Genomic DNA, 19,731 nt, shown 5'->3' on the forward strand with positions numbered 1-19,731 from the left:
GGGGCTGTCGAGTGTTTGCTGGAGCAAGTTGGGAATATTGAAATGATCCAAACAGAATCTCGGTTAGAGGTTGCCGACAACACCGGCGCGAAGTCTGTTCAGTGCATCAAAGTGCTGGGCGGTTCTCATCGTCGCTATGCGAGTGTTGGTGACATCATCAAGGTGACCATCAAGGAAGCTGCACCGCGTGGACGCGTCAAAAAAGGCGAGGTCTACAGCGCGGTCGTGGTGCGTACGGCGAAGGGTATTCGCCGTGCTGATGGCTCGCTCGTCAAGTTCGACGGCAACGCCGCCGTTCTGCTGAACGCCAAGCTGGAGCCTATCGGCACCCGCATCTTTGGCCCCGTGACTCGTGAACTGCGCAACGAAAAGTTCATGAAGATCGTGTCCCTGGCACCTGAAGTTCTCTAAAGGAAGCACCATGAACAAGATTCGCAAGGGCGACCAAATCATCGTGCTGACCGGCCGTGACAAGGGCAAGCAAGGCGTGGTCTCGGCTCGCAAGGACGACTCCCACCTGTTGATCGATGGCATCAACATGGTGAAGAAGCACGTCAAGCCGAACCCCATGAAGGGCACCACCGGCGGTATCGTGGAAAAGGCCATGCCTATCCACCAATCCAACGTGGCCATCTTCAATGCAGCGACCGGCAAGGCTGATCGCGTGGGCATCAAGGTGCAGGCCGACGGCACACGCGTTCGCGTGTTCAAGTCCAGCGGCGCCGAAATCAAGGCGGCCTAAGGGGTAACACATGGCACGACTGCAAAAACTGTATCGCGAAAAGATCGCGGCTGAACTCAAGGAAAAGTTCGGCTACACCTCCTCCATGGAAGTGCCCCGTCTGACCAAGATCACCCTGAACATGGGTGTGAGCGAAGCCGTGGCCGACAAGAAGGTGATGGACAACGCCGTGGCTGACCTGACCAAGATTGCTGGTCAGAAGCCCGTGGTGACCAAGGCCAAGAAGGCTATCGCCGGCTTCAAGATCCGTGAAGGCCAGGCCATTGGCTGCATGGTGACCCTGCGTGGCGTTCAGATGTATGAATTCCTGGACCGTTTCGTCACCGTGGCTCTGCCCCGCGTGCGTGACTTCCGTGGTATCTCCGGCCGTTCTTTCGACGGTCGCGGCAACTACAACGTCGGCGTCAAGGAACAGATCATCTTCCCCGAAATCGAGTACGACAAGGTGGACGCTCTGCGTGGTCTGAACATCAGCATCACGACGACAGCTCGGACCGACGATGAGTGCAAGGCACTGCTCGCCGCTTTCCGTTTCCCCTTCAAGAACTGAGGTGGCGCATGGCTAAAGTTGCATTGATCCAGCGCGAACTCAAGCGCGAAAAGCTGGCAGCCAAGTACGCTGCCAAATACGCAGAACTGAAGGCAATCGCCGCTGACGCAAAGCGCAGCGACGAAGAGCGCGACGCCGCTCGCCTGGGCCTGCAGAAGCTGCCCCGTAACGCGAACCCCACTCGCCAGCGCAACCGCTGCGAGATCACGGGTCGTCCCCGTGGCACCTTCCGTCAATTCGGTCTGGGCCGCGCCAAGATCCGTGAACTGGCCTTCGCTGGCGACATCCCCGGTGTCACCAAGGCCAGCTGGTAAGCAAGCAGGAGAGATTAAACATGAGCATGAGTGATCCCATCGCTGACTTGCTGACCCGCATCCGCAATGCACAAATGGTCTCCAAGACCACCGTGACGGCTCCTTCCTCCAAGGTCAAGGTTGCCATCGCCCAGGTGCTGAAGGATGAAGGCTACATCGACGGCTTCCAAGTGAAGACCGACGCTGGCAAGTCCGAACTCGAAATTACCCTGAAGTACTACGCCGGCCGTCCGGTGATCGAGCGCATCGAGCGCGTGAGCCGTCCCGGCCTGCGCGTGTACAAGGGCCGTGACGCAATCCCCCAGGTCATGAACGGTATGGGCGTTGCCATCGTCACCACTCCCAAGGGCGTGATGACGGATCGCAAGGCACGCGCCACTGGCGTGGGCGGCGAAGTGCTGTGCTACGTGGCCTAACGGACATTAAGGAGAAATACTGAAATGTCTCGCGTAGCAAAGACTCCCGTGGCCATCCCCGCAGGCGTGGATGTGTCCATCAAAGACGACCAGATCAATGTGAAGGGCACCGGCGGCACGCTGTCGCAAGCCCAGAACGTTCTGGTGAAGATCTCCAACAACGAAGGCAAGCTGTCTTTCGAGCCCGTCAATGACTCGCGCGAAGCCAACGCCATGAGCGGCACCATGCGTCAGCTGGTGAACAACATGGTGGTGGGCGTGAGCAAGGGCTTCGAGAAGAAGCTGTCGCTGGTTGGCGTGGGTTTCAAGGCTTCGGCCTCGGGCTCCAAGCTGAACCTGGCGATCGGCTTTTCGCACCCGGTGAACTTCGAAATGCCGGCCGGCATCACTGTCACCACCCCCACACCGACCGAAATCTTGGTCAAGGGTGCTGACCGCCAGGCCGTTGGCCAAATGGCTGCTGAGATCCGTGCCGTTCGTCCTCCCGAGCCCTACAAGGGCAAGGGCATCCGTTACTCGGATGAGAAGGTCGTGATCAAAGAGACCAAGAAGAAGTAAGGAGCTGCATTATGTTGACCAAGAAAGAGCAGCGTCTCCGTCGTGCCCGCCAGACCCGCATCCGCATTGCACAGCAAGGCGTGGCACGTCTGAGCGTGAACCGTACGAACCTCCACATCTACGCAAGCGTGGTGTCGGAAGACGGCACCAAGGTGCTGGCTTCGGCCTCCACCGCCGAAGCCGAAGTGCGCACCCAACTGGGCGCCATCGGCAAGGGTGGCAACGTGGCTGCCGCTACGCTGATTGGCAAGCGCATTGCCGAGAAGGCGAAGGCTGCCGGCGTGGAGAAAGTGGCTTTCGATCGCGCTGGTTTCGCATACCACGGCCGCGTGAAGGCTTTGGCAGAAGCCGCTCGTGAAGCCGGCCTGCAGTTCTAAGCGGAGCGGATAGAAATGGCAAAGTTTTCTCCCAAGGTGCAAGACGAAGGTCGTGACGACGGTCTGCGCGAAAAAATGATCGCGGTGAACCGCGTCACCAAGGTTGTGAAGGGCGGTCGTATCCTCGGCTTCGCTGCACTGACCGTGGTTGGCGATGGTGATGGCCGCGTTGGCATGGGCAAGGGCAAGTCGAAGGAAGTGCCTGCAGCCGTGCAAAAGGCGATGGAAGAATCCCGTCGCAACATGATCAAGGTGTCTTTGAAGCACGGCACGATCCATCACACCGTGATGGGTCAGCATGGCGCAGCATCCGTGATGCTGAACCCTGCTCCCAAGGGTACCGGCATCATCGCCGGCGGCCCGATGCGCGCCGTTTTCGAAGTGCTGGGCATCACCGACATCGTGGCCAAGAGCCATGGTTCGTCGAATCCCTACAACATGGTCCGCGCGACTTTTGACGCTCTGAAGCACTCCACGACCCCTTCGGAAGTGGCAGCCAAGCGCGGCAAGTCGGTTGAAGACATCTTCACCGCCTGATCGGAGTCAATCACATGACAACGCAACAAACCGTGAAGGTGCAACTGGTGCGCAGCCCCATTGGCACCAAGGAATCGCACCGCGCCACCGTCCGTGGCCTGGGCCTGCGCAAGCTGAACAGCATCAGCGAACTGCAGGACACGCCTGCCGTGCGCGGCATGATCAACAAGATCAGCTACCTGGTCAAAGTTCTCTGAAAGGATTGATGATGGAACTCAATAGCATCAAGCCTGCAGAGGGCTCCAAGCACGCCAAGCGCCGTGTCGGTCGCGGCATCGGCTCCGGCCTGGGCAAGACTGCCGGCCGTGGTCACAAGGGTCAGAAGTCGCGTTCGGGTGGCTACCACAAGGTGGGCTTCGAAGGCGGTCAAATGCCTCTGCAGCGCCGTCTGCCCAAGCGTGGCTTCAAGTCGCATCTGCTGAAGTTCAATGCAGAAGTGACCCTGTCCGCTCTGGAACAGCTGGGCCTGGCCGAAGTCGATCTGGCAGCTCTGAAGCAAGCCGGTCTGGTTGGTGAAATCGCAAAGGTGGTCAAGATCATCAAGAGCGGTGAAATCAGCAAGGCTGTCAAGCTCAACGGCATCGGCGCTACCGCCGGCGCCAAGGCTGCCATCGAAGCTGCCGGTGGCAGCATCGCCTGATTAATGATCTGAAAGAAGACATCCGTGGCTACTAGCGCAGCTCAAATTGCAAAAACCGGAAAATTCGGCGATCTTCGCCGCCGTCTGGTTTTTCTGTTGCTCGCGCTGGTCGTTTACCGGATCGGGGCTCATATCCCCGTGCCGGGCATCGATCCAGCGCAGCTGCAGCAGCTGTTCAATGGCCAGCAGGGCGGCATTCTCAATCTGTTCAACATGTTCTCGGGTGGGGCGCTCTCGCGCTTCACGGTGTTCGCACTGGGGATCATGCCGTACATCTCGGCATCGATCATCATGCAGCTCATGACCTACGTGGTCCCTACATTCGAGCAGCTGAAAAAGGAAGGTGAATCGGGTCGTCGCAAGATCACCCAGTACACCCGCTACGGCACATTGGGCCTGGCGATTTTTCAGTCCCTGGGAATTGCCGTGGCTCTGGAAAGCTCCGCAGGTCTGGTTCTGAGCCCTGGCTTCGGCTTCCGCCTCACGGCGGTGGTCAGCCTGACGGCCGGCACCATGTTCCTGATGTGGCTCGGTGAACAGATCACGGAACGTGGTCTGGGCAACGGCATCTCGATCCTCATCTTTGGAGGTATCGCCGCAGGTCTGCCGAGCTCCATCGGTGGTCTGCTGGAGCTGGTGCGCACCGGTGCCATGAGCATCCTGGCCGCGATCTTCATCGTTCTCGTGGTGGCAGCCGTGACGTACTTCGTCGTGTTTGTCGAGCGGGGACAACGCAAGATCCTGGTGAACTATGCGCGTCGTCAGGTGGGTAACAAGGTGTATGGTGGCCAGTCTTCGCACTTGCCGCTGAAGCTGAACATGGCGGGGGTCATTCCTCCCATCTTCGCTTCCTCGATCATCTTGCTGCCGGCGACCGTTGTGAACTGGTTCAGTGCAGGGGAATCCATGCGCTGGCTGAAGGACATTGCTAGCACGCTGACCCCCGGTCAGCCGATCTATGTGATGCTCTACGCCACTGCCATCATCTTCTTCTGCTTCTTCTACACGGCCCTGGTGTTCAACAGCCGGGAAACCGCCGACAACCTGAAGAAGAGTGGTGCCTTCATCCCCGGGATCCGTCCCGGTGACCAGACGGCCCGCTACATTGACAAGATCCTGGTTCGCCTGACCCTGGCTGGCGCGGTGTACATCACATTCGTGTGCTTGTTGCCCGAGTTCCTGATCCTGAAGTACAACGTTCCGTTCTACTTCGGTGGCACATCACTGCTGATTATTGTGGTGGTGACCATGGACTTCATGGCCCAGGTGCAGAACTACATGATGTCGCAACAGTACGAATCGCTCCTCAAAAAGGCGAACTTCAAAGCGACACTTGGCAATTGAACTAAGTGATGGGCCTGGCCGGCGGTGCCGGCGGGTCCAGTAAGAGTTAGTAGACGCCCACTCGATCTATCCATCGCGGGCATGTTTCCCGGTCGATAGGCCGTAACGGATGTAGAGTTTTAGGAGAATGAAATGAGAGTTTCGGCTTCGGTCAAAAAAATCTGCCGTAACTGCAAGATCATCCGCCGCAAAGGTGTGGTGCGAGTGATCTGCACGGACCAGCGCCACAAGCAGCGCCAGGGTTGATAGGAAAGTTTGAGGACGAATAATGGCACGTATCGCTGGCATTAACATCCCGCCGCATCAGCACGCTGAAATCGGCCTGACCGCTATCTATGGGATCGGTCGCACCACTGCACGCAAGATCTGCGAAGCCGCTGGCATCGCATATTCCAAGAAAATCAAGGAACTGACTGACGGTGATCTGGAAAAGATCCGTGATCAGCTGACTTCCCTGACTCTGGAAGGTGATCTGCGTCGCGAAACAACGATGAACATCAAGCGTTTGATGGACATCGGTTGCTATCGCGGTTTCCGTCATCGTCGTGGCCTGCCCATGCGTGGTCAACGTACCCGCACGAATGCACGTACCCGCAAGGGTCCGCGCAAGGGTGCCGCGGCTTTGAAGAAATAAAGAGATTGAAAGATCACTATGGCTAAGTCTCCCGCAAACAACGCTGCACAGCGCGTTCGCAAGAAAGTCCGTAAGAACATTTCGGACGGCATTGCCCACGTGCACGCTTCGTTCAACAACACGATCATCACCATCACCGACCGCCAAGGCAACGCTCTGTCGTGGGCCTCGTCGGGTGGCCAGGGCTTCAAGGGTTCGCGCAAGTCGACTCCCTTCGCTGCCCAGGTGGCTTCGGAAGTGGCTGGTCGTGCTGCCATCGAACAGGGCATCAAGAACCTGGACGTCGAAATCAAGGGTCCCGGTCCTGGCCGTGAATCCTCGGTTCGCGCCCTGGGCGCCCTGGGCATCCGCATCACTTCCATCGCGGACGTGACGCCGGTTCCCCACAACGGCTGCCGCCCTCAAAAGCGCCGTCGTATCTAAGCTTTTTCACCAAGCCCACCGCCGCCCAGATGTGTAACATCGCGGGCGGCTCCCGTGCTTGTGCACGGCAGATGACACAAAGGAAATCAAGTGGCACGCTATATCGGCCCCAAGGCCAAACTCTCCCGCCGTGAAGGCACTGACCTGTTTCTGAAGAGCGCACGTCGCTCGATCGCCGACAAGTCCAAGTTCGACACCAAGCCCGGCCAGCATGGCCGCACTTCCGGTCAGCGTACTTCCGACTTCGGCCTGCAGCTGCGTGAAAAGCAGAAGGTCAAGCGCATGTACGGCGTGCTGGAAAAGCAATTCCGCCGCTACTTCGAAGCCGCCGACAAGAAGAAGGGCAACACCGGTGCCAATCTGCTGTCGCTGCTGGAGTCGCGTCTGGACAACGTGGTGTACCGCATGGGCTTCGGCTCGACCCGCTCGGAAGCGCGTCAGCTGGTGTCGCACAAGGCCATCACGGTCAACGGCCAATCCGTCAACATCCCTTCCTACATGGTGAAGGTGGGTGACGTGGTCGCCGTGCGTGAAAAGTCCAAGAAGCAGGCCCGCATCGTCGAAGCCCTGCAACTGGCTGGTCAAGTCGGTTTCCCTGCATGGGTGGAAGTGTCTGCCGACAAGGCTGAAGGCACGTTCAAGAAGTCGCCTGACCGCGACGAGTTCGGTGCAGACATCAACGAATCCCTGATCGTTGAGTTGTACTCGCGTTAATTCCGCGCAGCGACATTTCTGTAAAACCGTCCCCCAGCCGCGAGGCATCGCGCTGGGGTGCTTCACCAGCCTTACCGGTGTAACGAGCCGGGGGTATTGAGAGGAAGTCTGCATGCAAACCAATTTGCTGAAGCCCAAGACGATCAATGTCGAGCAGCTTGGCCACAATCGCGCCAAAGTTGTTCTGGAGCCGTTTGAGCGTGGCTACGGCCATACGCTGGGCAACGCCCTGCGCCGTGTCCTGCTCTCGTCCATGGTGGGTTACGCAGCGACGGAAGTGACGATTGCTGGTGTGCTGCACGAGTACTCGTCCATCGACGGTGTCCAGGAAGATGTGGTCAACATCCTGCTGAACCTCAAGGGTGTGGTGTTCAAGCTGCACAACCGCGATGAGGTCACGCTCTCGCTGCGCAAGGATGGCGAAGGCGTCGTGACGGCGCGCGACATCCAGACGCCCCACGACGTGGAAATCATCAACCCTGATCATGTCATCGCCAACCTGTCGCAAGGCGGCAAGCTGGACATGCAGATCAAGGTGGAGAAGGGCCGCGGCTATGTGCCCGGCAACGTGCGCCGCTATGGCGACGAGTCCACGAAGTCGATCGGCCGCATTGTGCTGGACGCTTCGTTCTCGCCCGTCAAGCGCGTGAGCTACGCCGTCGAATCGGCCCGCGTTGAACAACGCACCGACCTCGACAAGCTGGTGGTGGAGATCGAAACCAATGGTGCGATCACTGCCGAGGACGCCGTGCGCGCATCCGCCAAGATCCTGGTGGAACAGCTCGCCGTGTTCGCTCAGCTGGACGGCGGCGATATCGCCAGCGTCTTCGATGCTCCGGCCGGTGGCCGTGGTGCCGCAACCGCCTTTGATCCCATCTTGCTGCGTCCCGTGGACGAGCTGGAGCTCACCGTGCGTTCGGCCAACTGCCTCAAGGCAGAGAACATCTACTACATCGGCGACCTGATCCAGCGTACCGAAAACGAGCTGCTCAAGACCCCCAACCTGGGTCGCAAGTCGCTCAACGAGATCAAGGAAGTCCTGGCTTCCCGCGGTCTGACGCTGGGCATGAAGCTCGAGAACTGGCCGCCTGCTGGCCTGGAAAAGCGCTAAGCACTATAATTGCGGGCTCTCCTTTTTGGAGAGCCTCAGTGCCTCGGGCAGTACCTGATACGGCTGCACGAATTAATCAACAACTTGCGCAAATTCGGTTGAGGCAAGCTGCGGATCCGGTAACGGGTCCAGGCTTGCATCCTTGTTTGCGCAAGCCCTAATTACATATTTTAGGAATAAAGCACCATGCGTCACGGTCACGGCCTCCGCAAACTCAATCGCACCTCTTCGCACCGCCTGGCGATGCTGAAGAACATGATGAATTCGCTCATCGAGCACGAAGCCATCAAGACCACCGTTCCCAAGGCCAAGGAACTGCGCCGCGTGATCGAGCCCATGATCACCCTGGCCAAGGTCGACACCGTTGCCAACCGCCGTCTGGCATTCGACCGCCTGCGCGACCGCGACAGCGTGACCAAGCTCTTCAACGAGCTGGGCCCCCGCTTCGCAAAGCGTCCTGGTGGCTACACCCGTATCCTGAAGATGGGCTTCCGCGTGGGCGACAACGCCCCCATGGCCTTCGTGGAACTGGTCGAGCGCGCTGAAGAAGGCGCCGCCGAAGCCAAGGCAGCTGAATAATCTGCTATAATTTTGGAATACCGCGCGATGGAGCAGTCTGGTAGCTCGTTGGGCTCATAACCCAAAGGTCGGAGGTTCAAATCCTTCTCGCGCAACCAAATTGAAAAGGGCTACGACAACTGTCGTAGCCCTTTTTTCATGCCCTCGCGCCAGGGCAAAGGCCAGGCAGACAGCCCGGCATCAGCCGCCCAGCTGGTTGCCGATGCGCTGGCCCAGCCGCAGGCGCACGCGGTGGGCGATTTCCTGGGCGACCTCGGGGCTGAGCACTTCGCTGATGTGCAGCAGCTCGGTGTAGTGCATGTACAAGAGGCCGCGCAGGGTCTTGAAAGCGGCCTCGTGGTCGCCGCCGCAGACGCTGGCGTCATCGGCCAGCACGCGCTCCACCACGCCGGCCTGCAGCAGCGGGATCTTGCAGATGACGGCGTGGCGGGCGATCTCCAGGTCGATCTCCTGGAGCCGGCATTCCCATTCCTCGGGCAAGAATCGGTTGGCTGGCATGTCGGCTTTTCTCCTTTTTTCACTGCATGGGTACACCGGGGCGAAAGGCACCCGGTCTGGGGATGCTGTCATGTGAGCGGGGCTCGGTGGCCTGGGTCGCCAGGTTTACTGGCCCGGCCTTGATGCCTGTCAAACTTCGGTGGCGCAGGCGCCCGCTGGAAGCCGGGCTCATGCTGCACTGCATCATGATGTCAGTCATGCGGCGCGGCCGCCAGTGCCCGTGCAGGCTGGTGGGCTTTTGCTCCCGGCAGGCCATGCTCTCTCGGCGCCGCTCCGGCAACGCAAAGGATCCACATGCTCGAGAAGATCGCCTCGCTGTTCCGCTATTTCAAGGCGGCCGTGCCGTTCCGGCTGGTGCCGGCACTGATTGCCACCGCCGTGCTGTTCGGCCTGCTGCTGATGCCCGTGCCCGAGGGGCTGACGCCCAAGGGCTGGCAGCTGGTCGCCATTTTCCTGACCACCATCGTGGCCATCATCCTCAAGGTCATGCCCATTGGCGTGATGGCCTTGATGGCCATCGTCATCGTCTCGCTGTCCCAGGTCACCTCCGGCTCGTCCAAGGGTGCCATCACCGATGCGCTGAGCAGCTTTTCCAGCCCGCTGATCTGGCTGATCGTGGTGGCCATCCTGATCTCGCGCGGCCTCAAGAAGACGGGGCTGGGCAGCCGCATCGGCCTGATGTTCATCGCCCTGCTGGGCAAGCGCACCATCGGCATCGGCTACGGCCTGGCGATCTGCGAGCTGGTGCTGGCTCCGTTCACGCCCAGCAACACGGCGCGCGGCGGCGGCATCGTGCACCCGATCATGAAGTCCATCGCCAATGCCTTCGAGTCGGACCCGGCCAAGGGCACGCAGGGCAAGGTGGGCACCTACCTGGCCCTGGTCAACTACCACGCCAATCCCATCACCTCGGCCATGTTCCTGACCGCCACGGCGCCCAACCCGCTGGTGGTGGATTTCGTGGCCAAGGCCACGGGCCAGGCCCTGCACCTGAGCTGGACCACCTGGGCGCTGTACATGCTGCTGCCGGGCCTGCTGTGCCTGCTGCTGATGCCGCTGGTGATCTACCTGCTGTCGCCGCCCGAGCTCAAGGCCACGCCCAATGCCGTGGAGTACGCCCGCAGCGAGATGGCGCGCATGGGGCCGCTGTCGGGCAAGGAGCGCGTGATGCTGGGCACCTTCGGCCTGATGCTGCTGCTGTGGGCCAACGTGCCGCAGATGCTGTTCGGCCCGGCCTTCGTGCTGGACCCCACCGTGGTCGCCTTCCTGGGCCTGTTCGTGCTGATCATCACGGGCACCATTGACTGGGATGACGTGCTGTCCGAGAAAAGCGCCTGGGATACCCTGGTGTGGTTCGGCGCCCTGGTCATGTTGGCCGAGCAGCTCAACAAGCTCGGCGTGGTGTCCTGGTTTGCCGTGGGCATGAAGAACGCCATCGTCGCCAGCGGCCTGGACTGGCTGCCGGTGGCGGCCATCCTGGTGGGCGTGTTCGTGTTCTCGCACTACCTGTTCGCCAGCACCACGGCCCACATCAGCGCGATGATGCTGGCCTTCCTGACTGTGGGCGCGCAGCTGATTCCGGCCGACTATGTCGTGCCCTTCATGCTGATGATGACGGCCGGCTCGGCCATCATGATGACGCTCACGCACTACGCCACCGGCACTTCGCCCATCATCTTCGGCAGCGGCTACGTCACGCTGGGCAACTGGTGGCGCGTGGGCGCGGCCATGTGCGTGATCGAGCTGCTGATCTTTGCCGTGGTCGGCAGTGTCTGGTGGAAGCTGCTGGGCCTGTGGTGAGGGCGGGCGCCCTCAAGCCGTGGTCCGTGGCTCGCCCAGCGACAGCATGAGCCGGTTGGCCCAGTTGAAGAAGGCCGTGCCGTGCAGCACATCGGAGATGGCGGCATCGTCCAGGCCTGCGGTGCGCAGCGCATCGATGTGGGCGGGCTCCAGCGCAGGCGGCGTCTGGGTCAGCGCCACGGCCGCCGTGACGATGGCGTTCCAGCGCGGCCCCAGGTCCGTGCCCGGGCCTTCGTCGAGCAGGCGCTGCACGTCGCCGCTCCGGCGCGAGAAGTGCGTGGCAAAGCGCGCATGGACCGAGGCGCAGTAGATGCAGCCATTGGCGCGCGAGGTGGCCGCAGCGGCCAGCTCGCGCTCGGCGCGCGGCAGGCCGGCGTCGGGGTTGTAGAAGATGTCCTTGTCGGTGCGCGTGCGTGCGCCCAGCGTGTCGGGGTCGCGCGCCAGCAGGCGGAAGTAGGGCGACTGCGCGCGTGAGGCATCGACCAGGCCCGCATGGTGGCGTTCGGTCAGCTCGCTTTCTTCCAGCGGCTCAATCCATGGCAGCCAGTCGAGCTGTTCCTGGGTGAAGACCTGGGGAGCGGCGGAGTTCGTTGAGGTCATGGCTGGGCTTGCAGGGTGTTGGGTTGATGGGCTGCCTGGGGCGCGGGGCGTGCAGCCAGCACGCGCAACCCCGCCACCACGCGGATCTGGAAGGACAGGAAGGACGCCAGCTGGGACAGGATGACGATGTCCGTCTCGCTCCAGCCCGCCTGTTGCAGCGCCTGCAGGGCTCCGGCGCTGGCGTCGCGCGGGTGGTAGGCCAGCAGGTGGGCATGGGCCAGCGCCGCGGCCAGGCGCGGGCCCAGCAGTGCGGCGTGGGCCGGGTCCACGGCATAGGCGGGGCCGGGCTGGTCCTCGCGGCTCAACGGGCCTGCCGGGTAGCTGCCGTAGGGGCCGTGCGGGCCGCTGCCGGCCTGCAGGCTCTGGGCGCGGCCACGCACCACTTCGGACGCCACCACGGCGGCCAGTTCGGCATCCTCGGTGGCCAGCGCGCGTGTATAGAAGACGGCGCTGCGCGGCTCGCCATGCAGCCCGGCCGTGAAGGCGGCCAGGGCCAGCTGCTCGCGCAGCGAGACCGTGCCGGGCACGGGCTCGGCGGGCGTGAACAGGGCTGCAAAGCTTTGCTGGGCCTGCGTGCGTGCCTCGGTGCGGTGGCGGCGCACGCGGTCCAGGGCGCTGCCGGGGGTGATGTCGGCGAGGTGGTCGATCACGTCGCCGGGAAAGCGGGGCGTTGCGGTGGTGTTCATGGTCATGCGGCTTGCAGCAGTCCGGCCCGGACTGCGGGGAGGGAAGAGGGCGCTGGGGTGGACGTGGATGTGGACTCATCGGCACGGCGCCAGCCCAGGGCCGGGGCCACATGGGCGGCCGTCAGTTCGATGGAGCGCAGGATGGCGGCGTGCGGCGGGTCGATGGAATGCACCTGGAAGACGATGTCGCTCACGCGCGCCAGCGCCGTGTCGGAGCGCAGCGAGGCGATGACCTCGTCGGGCGTGCCCACATGCACGTCGTAGGCGGCGATGAGATCGGCCAGCGGCGCCTGCGGATCGACACGGGCCGCCCACTGCGAGGGCTGGGCCGCATGGCGCAGGGCCACGCGGCGCAGGCCGGCCTCGGCCCAGCGCAGCGCCTCGTCTCGGCGGTCGGCCACGAACAGCGTGCGCGAGCCCAGGATGCGCGGCGCCCGCCCTGCGGGCAGGCGGGCGAGGTAGGCGTCGATGATGGGGTTCTGGATCTCGGACAGCGTGGCCTGCGGCGCGCCTTCGGGCCGTGGCTGGGTGCGCGACAGCATCAGGCCGTCGCCGTTGGCACCGGCCCGCGCGCCGCCCTCGGCCGAGAACGTGGCCTGCCAGACGCGCTCCAGCAGCTGCGGCGCGGCCGGGTACAGGTGCACGCCGCCGGCCAGCGCACGCCCGGCCCAGGCGTCCTGCAGCACGCCGAAGTTGCGTGCGAAGACTGCGCCGCGCTCGGCGCCCTGCACGCCAAAGGCCTCGAAGGATTCGGCCGTGCCGCCCGTGCCCAGGCCCACCTCCAGGCGGCCGCCGGTCAGCAGGTCCAGCACGGCCGCGTCCTCGGCCACGCGCAGCGCGTTTTCCAGCGGCAGCGTGATCACGCCCGTTCCGATGCGGATGCGCCGCGTGCGCGCCGCCACATGGGCGAGAAAGACGAAGGGCGAGGGCAGGCCGCCCTCGCTTTCATGGAAATGGTGCTGGGCTACCCAGGCCGAGTCGAAGCCCTGGGCCTCGGCATGGGCGATCTGCTCGGCCACCAGGCGGTAGCGCTCGCCGGCCGGCGCGTCGTCGAGCAGGCGGCTGAAGAAGCCCAGGCGTGGGCCGTTGCGGGAGCCGTGGCCACGGTTGGTATCAGGCGGGGTGAGGGACAAAATCAATGCTCCTTTTGCCGGGAATGGCGTCCATGAGTTCGCGCGTGTAGTCGCTGGTGGGGCGCTGGAACACTTCCTCCACGCTGCCCGCGTCCACCACCCGGCCCGCGCGCAGCACCGACACCGTGTCGGCAATCTGGCGCACCACGGCAAGGTCGTGCGAGATGAAGAGATAGGTCAGCCCCAGGTCCTGCTGCAGCTGGGCGAGCAGGGCGAGGATCTGCGCCTGCACCGTCACGTCCAGGGCCGATACGGCCTCGTCCAGCACCAGCACCTGCGGCTGCAGCACCAGGGCGCGCGCAATCGCCACGCGCTGGCGCTGGCCGCCCGACAGCGCATGCGGGCGCCGCTGCAGCACGCCGGCCGGCAGGCCCACGCGCTCCAGCATGTCGTGCACGCGCTGGCGGCGCTCATCGGCCGGCAGCGGGTCGAAGTTCAGCAGGGGCTCCTCGATGATGTCGAACACGCTCTGGCGCGGGTCCAGCGAGCTGAACGGGTTCTGGTAGACCAGCTGCACGCGGCGGCGCAGCTGGCGCAGGGCCTCGCCGCGCAGGCCCGTGACCTCGGTGCCTTCGATGCGGATGCGGCCCGCCGTGGGCCGGCCCAGGCCCACGATGGCGCGGATGGTGGTGGTCTTGCCCGAGCCCGACTCGCCCACGATGGCATGCGTGCTGCCCCGGCGCACGCGCAGCGACACGCCGTCCACGGCGCGGAAGATGCCGCGCCCGTGGGCCGAGGCATGGCCGGGGGCCGCGAACTCGTGCACCAGGTCCTCGACCTCGATGGCCCAGTCATCGGCCGTGGCGTGCCTGGGCGTGCGGCGCGGCGCGGGCGCCAGCGAAGGCGCATCGGCCAGCAGCCGCCGCGTGTAGGCGCTTTGCGGATTGCGCAGCAGCTCCAGCGTGGGGCCCTGCTCCTGGATGCGGCCGCCCTGCATGACGACCAGGCGGTGCGAACGGTCGGCCGCCACGCCCAGGTCATGCGTGACCAGCAGCACGGCCGTGCCGGTCTCGCGGCGCAGCGCGTCGATCAGGTCCAGGATGCGCCGCTGCACGGTCACGTCCAGCGCGCTGGTGGGCTCGTCGGCAATGATGAGGGCGGGCCGCAGCGCAATCGCAATGGCGATCAGCACGCGCTGGCGCATGCCGCCCGACAGTTCGTGCGGATACTGGCGTGCGCGCAGCGCGGGCTGGGACAGGCCCACGCGCGCCAGCAGCTCCAGCACGCGCGCCTCCACGGCCGTGCGGTCGCGCAGTCCGTGGATGCGCAGGATCTCGCCCACCTGGTCGCCCACCGTGCGCACGGGGTTCAGCGACATGGTGGGGTCCTGCGGCACCAGGCTGACCACGCGGCCGCGGATGGCGTTCCAGCGTGCGGCCGGCCAGCCCGAGACCTCGGTGCCCTGCAGGCGGATGCTGCCGTGCTCGCGGTGGCCGTTGTCAGCCAAAAGGCCGATCACGGCCTGGGCCGTGGTGGTCTTGCCCGAGCCCGATTCGCCGACCAGGGCCACCACCTCGCCCGGCGCCACGGAAAACGACACGCCGTGCACCACGCGCTGCGCCTGGCCTGCGGCATCGCGGTAGGCCACGGCCAGGTCCTGCACTTCGAGCACGGGGGCGGTCGTTGCCACCGCTGGTGCGGCGTGGATGCGTTCCTCGATGGCGGCGCTCATGCAGGCCTCCGTGCGAAGGCCGTGGCGATGCGGTTGGCCGCCAGCACCACGGCCACCACGATCAGGCCCGGCGCCGTGGTCAGCCACCAGGCGGTGGCGATGTAGTTGCGGCCCTCGGCGATCAGCAGCCCCCATTCGGGCGTGGGCGGCGGTGCGCCGTAGCCCAGAAAACCCAGGGTGGAAATCGCAAGGATCGCCGAGCCGAACTGCAGCGCCGCCATGGCGATGACCGACGTCAGCGAGTTGGGCAGCACATGGCGCCACAGCACGGCGGCAAAGCGCCCGCCGCTGCCAAAGGCGGCCTCCACATAGTCGGAGCGGCGCACGCGCACCACCTCCGAGCGCACCAGGCGCGCGAAGCTGGCCACCGAGACCACGCCCACGGCAATGGCCGCGTTGATGGTGCCAAAGCCCAGCACGATGATGATGGTCAGCGACAGCAGCAGCGAAGGCACGGCCAGCAGCACATCGACCAGGCGCATCAGCGCATCTTCCGTGCGCCCGCCCGTGGCCCCGGCCAGCAGGCCGATCAGCGTGCCCACGGCCAGGCCCACGCCCACGGCCACGAAGGCGCCCGACAGCGAATGCACGGCGCCATGCACCACGCGCGCCCACAGGTCGCGCCCCAGCGCGTCCGTGCCCAGCCAGTGCGCGGCGCTGGGCGCCAGCAGCTGCTGGCCGGCCTGGCCCGAGATCGGGTTCTGGTGGGCGAACCAGCCGGGCGCCAGCGCCCACAGCGCGGCCACGGCAATCACCAGCCAGGCCAGGGCCAGCGTGGGCGGCAGGCGTTTCAGGGATTGCAGGCGGGCCGGCAAGGCGAAGCTGCGGCGCGGGGCGGCTGGCGCAGGGGCCAGGGACGACGCTGGCAGCGCCATGGGAATGGGAGTAGGAGTGGCGGGCGCGGCCTGGGCATCCAGGGCCGGGGAAAGAGCGCTTGAGACGGCAGTGTTCATGGCCGGTTCTCCACGGAATGGCGCAGGCGCGGATCAAGCAGCGGGTACAGCAGATCCACGGCGAGGTTGATGAGTACGAAGGCGGCGGCCGAGACGACCACCACGGCCTGGAGCACGGCCGTGTCCTGGTTGCCCACGGCCTGCTGGGTCAGCGTGCCCAGGCCATTGAGGCCGAACACGGCCTCCGTCACCACGGCGCCGGCCAGCAGCTCGCCGAACAGCACGCCGGCAATGGTCAGCGTGGGCAGCAGCGCATTGCGTGCCACATGGCGCAGCAGCACCCAGCGGCGCGAGGCGCCCTTGGCCCGCGCCACGGCCACGAAGGGCTGGGCCAGCACGGCGTCGATATTGCGCAGCAGCACCTGGGCCAGCGGCGCCGAGATCGGCACGGCCAGGGTCAGCGTGGGCAGCACCAGTCCTTCCCAGGGGCCGGGATTGATCACGGCGATCCAGCCCAGGCGGAACGACACCACCTGGATCAGCATGATCCCCAGCCAGAACACGGGCACCGAGACAAAGACCGAGGGCAGCGAATACAGCGCGTTGCGCAGCCAGGCAAAGGGCGCCAGGCTGGCAGCCGCCGCCAGCGCCACGGCCAGCAGCGCGGCTGCGGTAAAGCCCAGGGCCGCGAGCTTGAGCGTGGGCGGCAGGCTGGTGGCCAGGCCCTGGCTCACCGGCACGCCGGCCTGCAGCGAATAGCCGAAATGGCCCGTGAGGAACTGGCCCAGCGTGTGCAGGTACTGCTGCCACACGGGCTGGTCCGAGCCGTAGGCGGCGCGGATGTCGGCAATCTCCTGCGGGCCCAGGCCCAGCTCGGGGTTCAGGAACTTGATCAGCACGGCATCGCCCGGCAGCAGCTGCAGCAGGATGAACGAGACCGTGAAGGCCGCCCACAGCACCAGGGCGGCCTGGGCGATGCGGCTGAGCAGATAGCGGCGCGGCATGGGAGTGGTTCCTCAGGGAGCGATCCGGTCAGCGCTTGGCCAGCCAGGTGCTGTAGAAGCTGGGCCGGCCCACGGCCTCGAAGCCCACGTCGCGCACCCAGCCCGCGCCCGCAAAGGCCTGGGGTTCCTCGAAGATGGGGATCACATAGGCCTGGTCGATCAGGTAGTTCTGCACCTCGCCGGCCAGCGCCAGGCGCCTGGCGGCATCGGTCTCGGCCGCGATGGCGTCGAACAGGCCGTTGAGCTTGGTGTCCTCGAAGGACTTGACCTTCTGGCTCACGCCGCCCTTTTGCAGCAGCACGTTGCGGTTGGTCGGGTAGTAGTTGCTCTTGATCACGTCGGGATCGGCGCGGCCCACCATGCCGGGCAGCACGCCGGTCTTGTCGGGGTCCAGCGTGTCCACGGCGCGGCTGCCCGCGTCGCCCGACAGCACGTTCAGCTTGACGCCGATGCGCGCCCACTGCTGGGCCACGAGCTGCAGCGTCTCCTTGTTCTGCGGCTGAGGCAGGGACTCGTAGGTGGACAGAACGAAATCGCGGCCGTCCTTCTGGCGCAGGCCGTTGGCGCCCAGCGTCCAGCCGGCCTCGTCCAGCAGCTGTTTCGCCTTGGCCTCGTCATAGGCCAGCTTGGCCGACAGGTCCACGAAGCCGGCCGCCGTGGAGGCAATCACCGAGCGCGCCTGCGGATAGCGCGGCGAGAACAGCGTATCCACGATCTCCTTGGCATTGGTGCCGTGCAGCAGGGCCTGGCGCACCTTGAGATCGGCCACCAGGGCGTTGTCCGGGCGGATGGCCACGCTGTTGTTCACGCCGCGCGTGGGCGGGGCGTAGATGCTGAACTTCTGGTCCTCGACGCGCTTTTCGTCATAGGCCTGGATCTGGCGGATCAGCCCGGCCTGCCCGGCCAGCAGCGCGCCGATGCGCACGCTGTCCTCGGGGGTGACGATGAACTTCACCTCGTCCAGCCGCGCGCGGCCCTGGTGGGCCAGCTTGGCGGGACCCCAGGCATAGTCCTTGCGCACCTTGAGCACCAGCTCCTTGCCCAGCGTCTCGCTGGCCACCACGAAGGGGCCGGAGCCGATGATGCGCGTGGCGTCGCCCAGCTCCTCGAAGGGGCGGTCCAGCGTGGCCGGCGAGACCAGGCCCGAGCCGATCACCGAAGTGCCCTGCAGAAAGCCCGGCGAAGGCTTTCTGAAGAAGAACTTCACCGTCAGCGGGTCGACCACCTCGCTGCGCTCGTAGTTGTTGATCACCTCGGACACGGGCTGCTTGAGCGCCTTGTTGCCCAGGCCATAGGTGTCGAAGTTGCGCGCCACGGCCGCCGCGTCCAGCGGTGTGCCATCGGAGAAGGTGACGCCGGGCCGCAGCTTGAAACTGTATTCGGTGGCGTCGGCATTCACGGTCCAGGACTCGGCGATCCAGGGCTGGATCTCCAGCGTCTTCGGGTCCTGGTAGGTCAGCTTGTCTGTGATCTGGTTGAGCACGCCGCCATTGGGATAGAAGCCCCCGGCCGGCGGATAGAGGTTGGTATGGGCCTGCTGCTCCAGGTAGACCAGGGTGCCGCCTTCCACGGGGCCAGCAGCCGCGCCCGCCTGGGCCGTATCGGCCTGCTTGGAGCACGCCGCCAGCAGCAGGCTGCTGCCCGCCAATACCGCTATCGCGGCCTTCCATGCCACCTGAGCCGCCTTCGATTGGGAAAACACGTTCGTACCTCGCCGCCGCTGGGGCGCTGAAAAACAAGACTGCCGGCCACAGGACCGGCTCCATGTTTTTCATGCTATCGATGCCAAATATTTGCGCTCATATATCGAGTTGCATCGTTATTTGGAAAACGACTAAGGGATGGGAGCCCCTGCATATCTGCCCAGTGCATAAGCGCAGACGGATTCGTTTGTTTGCCGCGCATGCGGCGGTCCCAACAATGGGCTGGTACTTCCTTCACCGAAAGCCCGTCCATGAGCCATCTCAACGAATACCTCGCCGAAAAGCGCGCCGCCGTGCTCGCCCGCAGCGCCGCCGTCGCGGCCGGCACGGCCCAGCCCGCCCACCTCAAGGCCCATGTGCGCGCCGAGGGCCGCAGCGGCGTGCGCCGCCTGCGCATCCGCGAGCACCAGGTCATCAGCGACAGCCCGCCCGACTTCGCGGGCTACAACCTCGGCCCCAGCTCGCCCGAGCTGCAGCTGGGCGTGCTGGGCACCTGCGTGACCCACATCTTTCTGATCCAGGCGGCCGAGCGCCAGGTGCCCGTGGAGAGCCTGGAGGTCGAGGTCACGGGCATCATCGACCCGCGCGGCGGCAAGCCCGGCCACGAGGCCACGCCCATCTGGCCGCATGAGATCGGCTACACCGTGCACATCGACTCGCCCGCCAGCCGCGCCGAGATCGATGCGCTGTTCGAGGCCGTGGAGCGCACCTGCCCCATCCTCAACCTGCTGCGCAATCCGCAGAACATCCGCGCCGAAGTGCGCCACACCGACTCCAGCGCCGCCGCGCGCCTGGCAGCCTGA

Annotated in this window: 27 protein-coding genes and 1 tRNA gene; 20 read left to right on the forward strand and 8 right to left on the reverse strand. The window is 64.7% G+C overall.

The features are described from left to right. Positions 1-42 precede the first annotated feature (42 nt). From rplN to DA1_RS02940, 18 genes are all read left to right on the forward strand, one after another. Positions 43-411 (forward strand): 50S ribosomal protein L14, encoded by a 369-nt coding sequence (rplN, locus tag DA1_RS02860; RefSeq protein ID WP_012202964.1) that lies wholly within the window; start codon positions 43-45, stop codon positions 409-411. 10 nt (positions 412-421) lie between these two features. Further along, entirely contained in the window at positions 422-742 is a 321-nt protein-coding gene (rplX, locus tag DA1_RS02865) for a 50S ribosomal protein L24 (protein ID WP_012202965.1), read from the forward strand. Positions 743-752: 10 nt separating this feature from the next. Beyond that, positions 753-1,292, forward strand: coding sequence for a 50S ribosomal protein L5 (gene rplE / locus DA1_RS02870; protein WP_012202966.1), 540 nt, complete (start codon positions 753-755; stop codon positions 1,290-1,292). An 8-nt stretch (positions 1,293-1,300) separates the two neighbouring features. Further along, entirely contained in the window at positions 1,301-1,606 is a 306-nt protein-coding gene (rpsN, locus tag DA1_RS02875) for a 30S ribosomal protein S14 (RefSeq protein WP_012202967.1), read from the forward strand. A 20-nt stretch (positions 1,607-1,626) separates the two neighbouring features. Then, positions 1,627-2,022 (forward strand): 30S ribosomal protein S8, encoded by a 396-nt coding sequence (gene rpsH, locus DA1_RS02880; RefSeq protein ID WP_012202968.1) that lies wholly within the window; start codon positions 1,627-1,629, stop codon positions 2,020-2,022. A 24-nt stretch (positions 2,023-2,046) separates the two neighbouring features. Then, positions 2,047-2,580, forward strand: a complete 534-nt coding sequence (gene rplF / locus DA1_RS02885) for a 50S ribosomal protein L6 (RefSeq protein WP_013804444.1) — start codon at positions 2,047-2,049, stop codon at positions 2,578-2,580. A gap of 11 nt (positions 2,581-2,591) precedes the next feature. Beyond that, positions 2,592-2,957: a 50S ribosomal protein L18 gene (gene rplR, locus DA1_RS02890; protein WP_012202970.1), complete on the forward strand. Its 366-nt coding sequence runs from the start codon at positions 2,592-2,594 to the stop codon at positions 2,955-2,957. 15 nt (positions 2,958-2,972) lie between these two features. After that, positions 2,973-3,494, forward strand: coding sequence for a 30S ribosomal protein S5 (gene rpsE / locus DA1_RS02895; RefSeq protein WP_012202971.1), 522 nt, complete (start codon positions 2,973-2,975; stop codon positions 3,492-3,494). Between the two features lie 14 nt (positions 3,495-3,508). Beyond that, positions 3,509-3,691, forward strand: coding sequence for a 50S ribosomal protein L30 (gene rpmD / locus DA1_RS02900; protein WP_012202972.1), 183 nt, complete (start codon positions 3,509-3,511; stop codon positions 3,689-3,691). A gap of 11 nt (positions 3,692-3,702) precedes the next feature. Next, the gene (gene rplO, locus DA1_RS02905) at positions 3,703-4,134 is read left to right on the forward strand and encodes a 50S ribosomal protein L15 (RefSeq protein WP_012202973.1); all 432 of its coding nucleotides are present in this window, start codon (positions 3,703-3,705) and stop codon (positions 4,132-4,134) included. A 24-nt stretch (positions 4,135-4,158) separates the two neighbouring features. Beyond that, the gene (gene secY / locus DA1_RS02910) at positions 4,159-5,478 is read left to right on the forward strand and encodes a preprotein translocase subunit SecY (RefSeq protein ID WP_012202974.1); all 1,320 of its coding nucleotides are present in this window, start codon (positions 4,159-4,161) and stop codon (positions 5,476-5,478) included. A 132-nt stretch (positions 5,479-5,610) separates the two neighbouring features. Continuing rightward, positions 5,611-5,724, forward strand: coding sequence for a 50S ribosomal protein L36 (rpmJ, locus tag DA1_RS29455; RefSeq protein ID WP_003050535.1), 114 nt, complete (start codon positions 5,611-5,613; stop codon positions 5,722-5,724). Positions 5,725-5,746: 22 nt separating this feature from the next. Beyond that, entirely contained in the window at positions 5,747-6,112 is a 366-nt protein-coding gene (gene rpsM, locus DA1_RS02915) for a 30S ribosomal protein S13 (RefSeq protein ID WP_012202975.1), read from the forward strand. An 18-nt stretch (positions 6,113-6,130) separates the two neighbouring features. After that, positions 6,131-6,535 (forward strand): 30S ribosomal protein S11, encoded by a 405-nt coding sequence (gene rpsK / locus DA1_RS02920; protein WP_012202976.1) that lies wholly within the window; start codon positions 6,131-6,133, stop codon positions 6,533-6,535. 90 nt (positions 6,536-6,625) lie between these two features. Beyond that, entirely contained in the window at positions 6,626-7,249 is a 624-nt protein-coding gene (rpsD, locus tag DA1_RS02925) for a 30S ribosomal protein S4 (RefSeq protein ID WP_012202977.1), read from the forward strand. Between the two features lie 112 nt (positions 7,250-7,361). Beyond that, complete coding sequence (locus DA1_RS02930) at positions 7,362-8,360, forward strand: DNA-directed RNA polymerase subunit alpha (protein ID WP_012202978.1); 999 nt, start codon at positions 7,362-7,364, stop codon at positions 8,358-8,360. Between the two features lie 186 nt (positions 8,361-8,546). Continuing rightward, the gene (rplQ, locus tag DA1_RS02935; protein WP_012202979.1) at positions 8,547-8,939 is read left to right on the forward strand and encodes a 50S ribosomal protein L17; all 393 of its coding nucleotides are present in this window, start codon (positions 8,547-8,549) and stop codon (positions 8,937-8,939) included. Between the two features lie 21 nt (positions 8,940-8,960). Further along, positions 8,961-9,037: transfer RNA gene (locus DA1_RS02940), tRNA-Met, on the forward strand. Positions 9,038-9,119: 82 nt separating this feature from the next. Here the strand turns inward: DA1_RS02940 and DA1_RS02945 are convergent. Then, a complete protein-coding gene (locus DA1_RS02945) occupies positions 9,120-9,437 on the reverse strand; it encodes a hypothetical protein (RefSeq protein ID WP_034389957.1) in 318 nt (105 codons plus the stop codon). Positions 9,438-9,731: 294 nt separating this feature from the next. Here DA1_RS02945 and DA1_RS02950 point away from each other — a divergent pair, with 294 nt between their 5' ends. After that, positions 9,732-11,237 carry a DASS family sodium-coupled anion symporter gene (locus tag DA1_RS02950; RefSeq protein ID WP_034389959.1) on the forward strand — a complete coding sequence of 502 codons (1,506 nt, stop codon included), beginning with the start codon at positions 9,732-9,734 and terminating at the stop codon, positions 11,235-11,237. Positions 11,238-11,249: 12 nt separating this feature from the next. Here the strand turns inward: DA1_RS02950 and DA1_RS02955 are convergent, their stop codons facing one another. The 7 genes from DA1_RS02955 to DA1_RS02985 are packed head-to-tail and all read right to left on the reverse strand — an operon-like array spanning position 11,250 to position 18,927. Beyond that, entirely contained in the window at positions 11,250-11,837 is a 588-nt protein-coding gene (locus DA1_RS02955; protein ID WP_034389961.1) for an alkylhydroperoxidase domain protein, read from the reverse strand. After that, the gene (locus tag DA1_RS02960) at positions 11,834-12,529 is read right to left on the reverse strand and encodes a CMD domain protein (RefSeq protein ID WP_034389963.1); all 696 of its coding nucleotides are present in this window, start codon (positions 12,527-12,529) and stop codon (positions 11,834-11,836) included. Before DA1_RS02960 ends, DA1_RS02955 begins: the two co-directional genes overlap by 4 nt. Further along, a complete protein-coding gene (locus DA1_RS02965) occupies positions 12,526-13,656 on the reverse strand; it encodes a putative FMN-dependent luciferase-like monooxygenase (protein ID WP_034389965.1) in 1,131 nt (376 codons plus the stop codon). Before DA1_RS02965 ends, DA1_RS02960 begins: the two co-directional genes overlap by 4 nt. Then, entirely contained in the window at positions 13,637-15,328 is a 1,692-nt protein-coding gene (locus DA1_RS02970) for a dipeptide ABC transporter ATP-binding protein (RefSeq protein WP_034389966.1), read from the reverse strand. The genes DA1_RS02965 and DA1_RS02970 overlap by 20 nt, the downstream gene beginning before the upstream one ends. Then, a complete protein-coding gene (locus tag DA1_RS02975; protein WP_034389968.1) occupies positions 15,325-16,281 on the reverse strand; it encodes an ABC transporter permease in 957 nt (318 codons plus the stop codon). The genes DA1_RS02970 and DA1_RS02975 overlap by 4 nt, the downstream gene beginning before the upstream one ends. Then, entirely contained in the window at positions 16,278-17,225 is a 948-nt protein-coding gene (locus tag DA1_RS02980) for an ABC transporter permease (protein ID WP_034389970.1), read from the reverse strand. The genes DA1_RS02975 and DA1_RS02980 overlap by 4 nt, the downstream gene beginning before the upstream one ends. 28 nt (positions 17,226-17,253) lie before the next feature. Beyond that, positions 17,254-18,927 (reverse strand): TIGR04028 family ABC transporter substrate-binding protein, encoded by a 1,674-nt coding sequence (locus DA1_RS02985; RefSeq protein WP_034389972.1) that lies wholly within the window; start codon positions 18,925-18,927, stop codon positions 17,254-17,256. A gap of 252 nt (positions 18,928-19,179) precedes the next feature. On the opposite strand from DA1_RS02985, the gene DA1_RS02990 reads away from it, so the two are divergent. Next, positions 19,180-19,731, forward strand: a complete 552-nt coding sequence (locus DA1_RS02990) for an OsmC family protein (RefSeq protein ID WP_013804436.1) — start codon at positions 19,180-19,182, stop codon at positions 19,729-19,731.

This window comes from Delftia acidovorans NBRC 14950 (genome assembly GCF_001598795.1).
Classification (GTDB): Bacteria; Pseudomonadota; Gammaproteobacteria; order Burkholderiales; family Burkholderiaceae_C; genus Comamonas; species Comamonas acidovorans.

Bases quoted from the DNA above. Each gene is read 5' to 3' on its own strand.
- rplN (WP_012202964.1), top strand. From the start codon at position 43: ATGATCCAAACAGAATCTCGGTTAGAGGTTGCCGACAACACCGGCGCG.
- rplE (WP_012202966.1), top strand. From the start codon at position 753: ATGGCACGACTGCAAAAACTGTATCGCGAAAAGATCGCGGCTGAACTC.
- rpsE (WP_012202971.1), top strand. From the start codon at position 2,973: ATGGCAAAGTTTTCTCCCAAGGTGCAAGACGAAGGTCGTGACGACGGT.
- DA1_RS02975 (WP_034389968.1), bottom strand. From the start codon at position 16,281: ATGAACACTGCCGTCTCAAGCGCTCTTTCCCCGGCCCTGGATGCCCAG.
- rpmJ (WP_003050535.1), top strand. From the start codon at position 5,611: ATGAGAGTTTCGGCTTCGGTCAAAAAAATCTGCCGTAACTGCAAGATC.
- DA1_RS02960 (WP_034389963.1), bottom strand. From the start codon at position 12,529: ATGACCATGAACACCACCGCAACGCCCCGCTTTCCCGGCGACGTGATC.
- DA1_RS02990 (WP_013804436.1), top strand. From the start codon at position 19,180: ATGAGCCATCTCAACGAATACCTCGCCGAAAAGCGCGCCGCCGTGCTC.
- rpmD (WP_012202972.1), top strand. From the start codon at position 3,509: ATGACAACGCAACAAACCGTGAAGGTGCAACTGGTGCGCAGCCCCATT.
- rplR (WP_012202970.1), top strand. From the start codon at position 2,592: ATGTTGACCAAGAAAGAGCAGCGTCTCCGTCGTGCCCGCCAGACCCGC.
- rpsK (WP_012202976.1), top strand. From the start codon at position 6,131: ATGGCTAAGTCTCCCGCAAACAACGCTGCACAGCGCGTTCGCAAGAAA.
- rplX (WP_012202965.1), top strand. From the start codon at position 422: ATGAACAAGATTCGCAAGGGCGACCAAATCATCGTGCTGACCGGCCGT.
- rpsH (WP_012202968.1), top strand. From the start codon at position 1,627: ATGAGCATGAGTGATCCCATCGCTGACTTGCTGACCCGCATCCGCAAT.
- DA1_RS02955 (WP_034389961.1), bottom strand. From the start codon at position 11,837: ATGACCTCAACGAACTCCGCCGCTCCCCAGGTCTTCACCCAGGAACAG.
- rplQ (WP_012202979.1), top strand. From the start codon at position 8,547: ATGCGTCACGGTCACGGCCTCCGCAAACTCAATCGCACCTCTTCGCAC.
- rpsM (WP_012202975.1), top strand. From the start codon at position 5,747: ATGGCACGTATCGCTGGCATTAACATCCCGCCGCATCAGCACGCTGAA.
- DA1_RS02970 (WP_034389966.1), bottom strand. From the start codon at position 15,328: ATGAGCGCCGCCATCGAGGAACGCATCCACGCCGCACCAGCGGTGGCA.
- DA1_RS02950 (WP_034389959.1), top strand. From the start codon at position 9,732: ATGCTCGAGAAGATCGCCTCGCTGTTCCGCTATTTCAAGGCGGCCGTG.
- DA1_RS02980 (WP_034389970.1), bottom strand. From the start codon at position 17,225: ATGCCGCGCCGCTATCTGCTCAGCCGCATCGCCCAGGCCGCCCTGGTG.
- rplF (WP_013804444.1), top strand. From the start codon at position 2,047: ATGTCTCGCGTAGCAAAGACTCCCGTGGCCATCCCCGCAGGCGTGGAT.
- DA1_RS02930 (WP_012202978.1), top strand. From the start codon at position 7,362: ATGCAAACCAATTTGCTGAAGCCCAAGACGATCAATGTCGAGCAGCTT.
- rplO (WP_012202973.1), top strand. From the start codon at position 3,703: ATGGAACTCAATAGCATCAAGCCTGCAGAGGGCTCCAAGCACGCCAAG.
- DA1_RS02945 (WP_034389957.1), bottom strand. From the start codon at position 9,437: ATGCCAGCCAACCGATTCTTGCCCGAGGAATGGGAATGCCGGCTCCAG.
- rpsN (WP_012202967.1), top strand. From the start codon at position 1,301: ATGGCTAAAGTTGCATTGATCCAGCGCGAACTCAAGCGCGAAAAGCTG.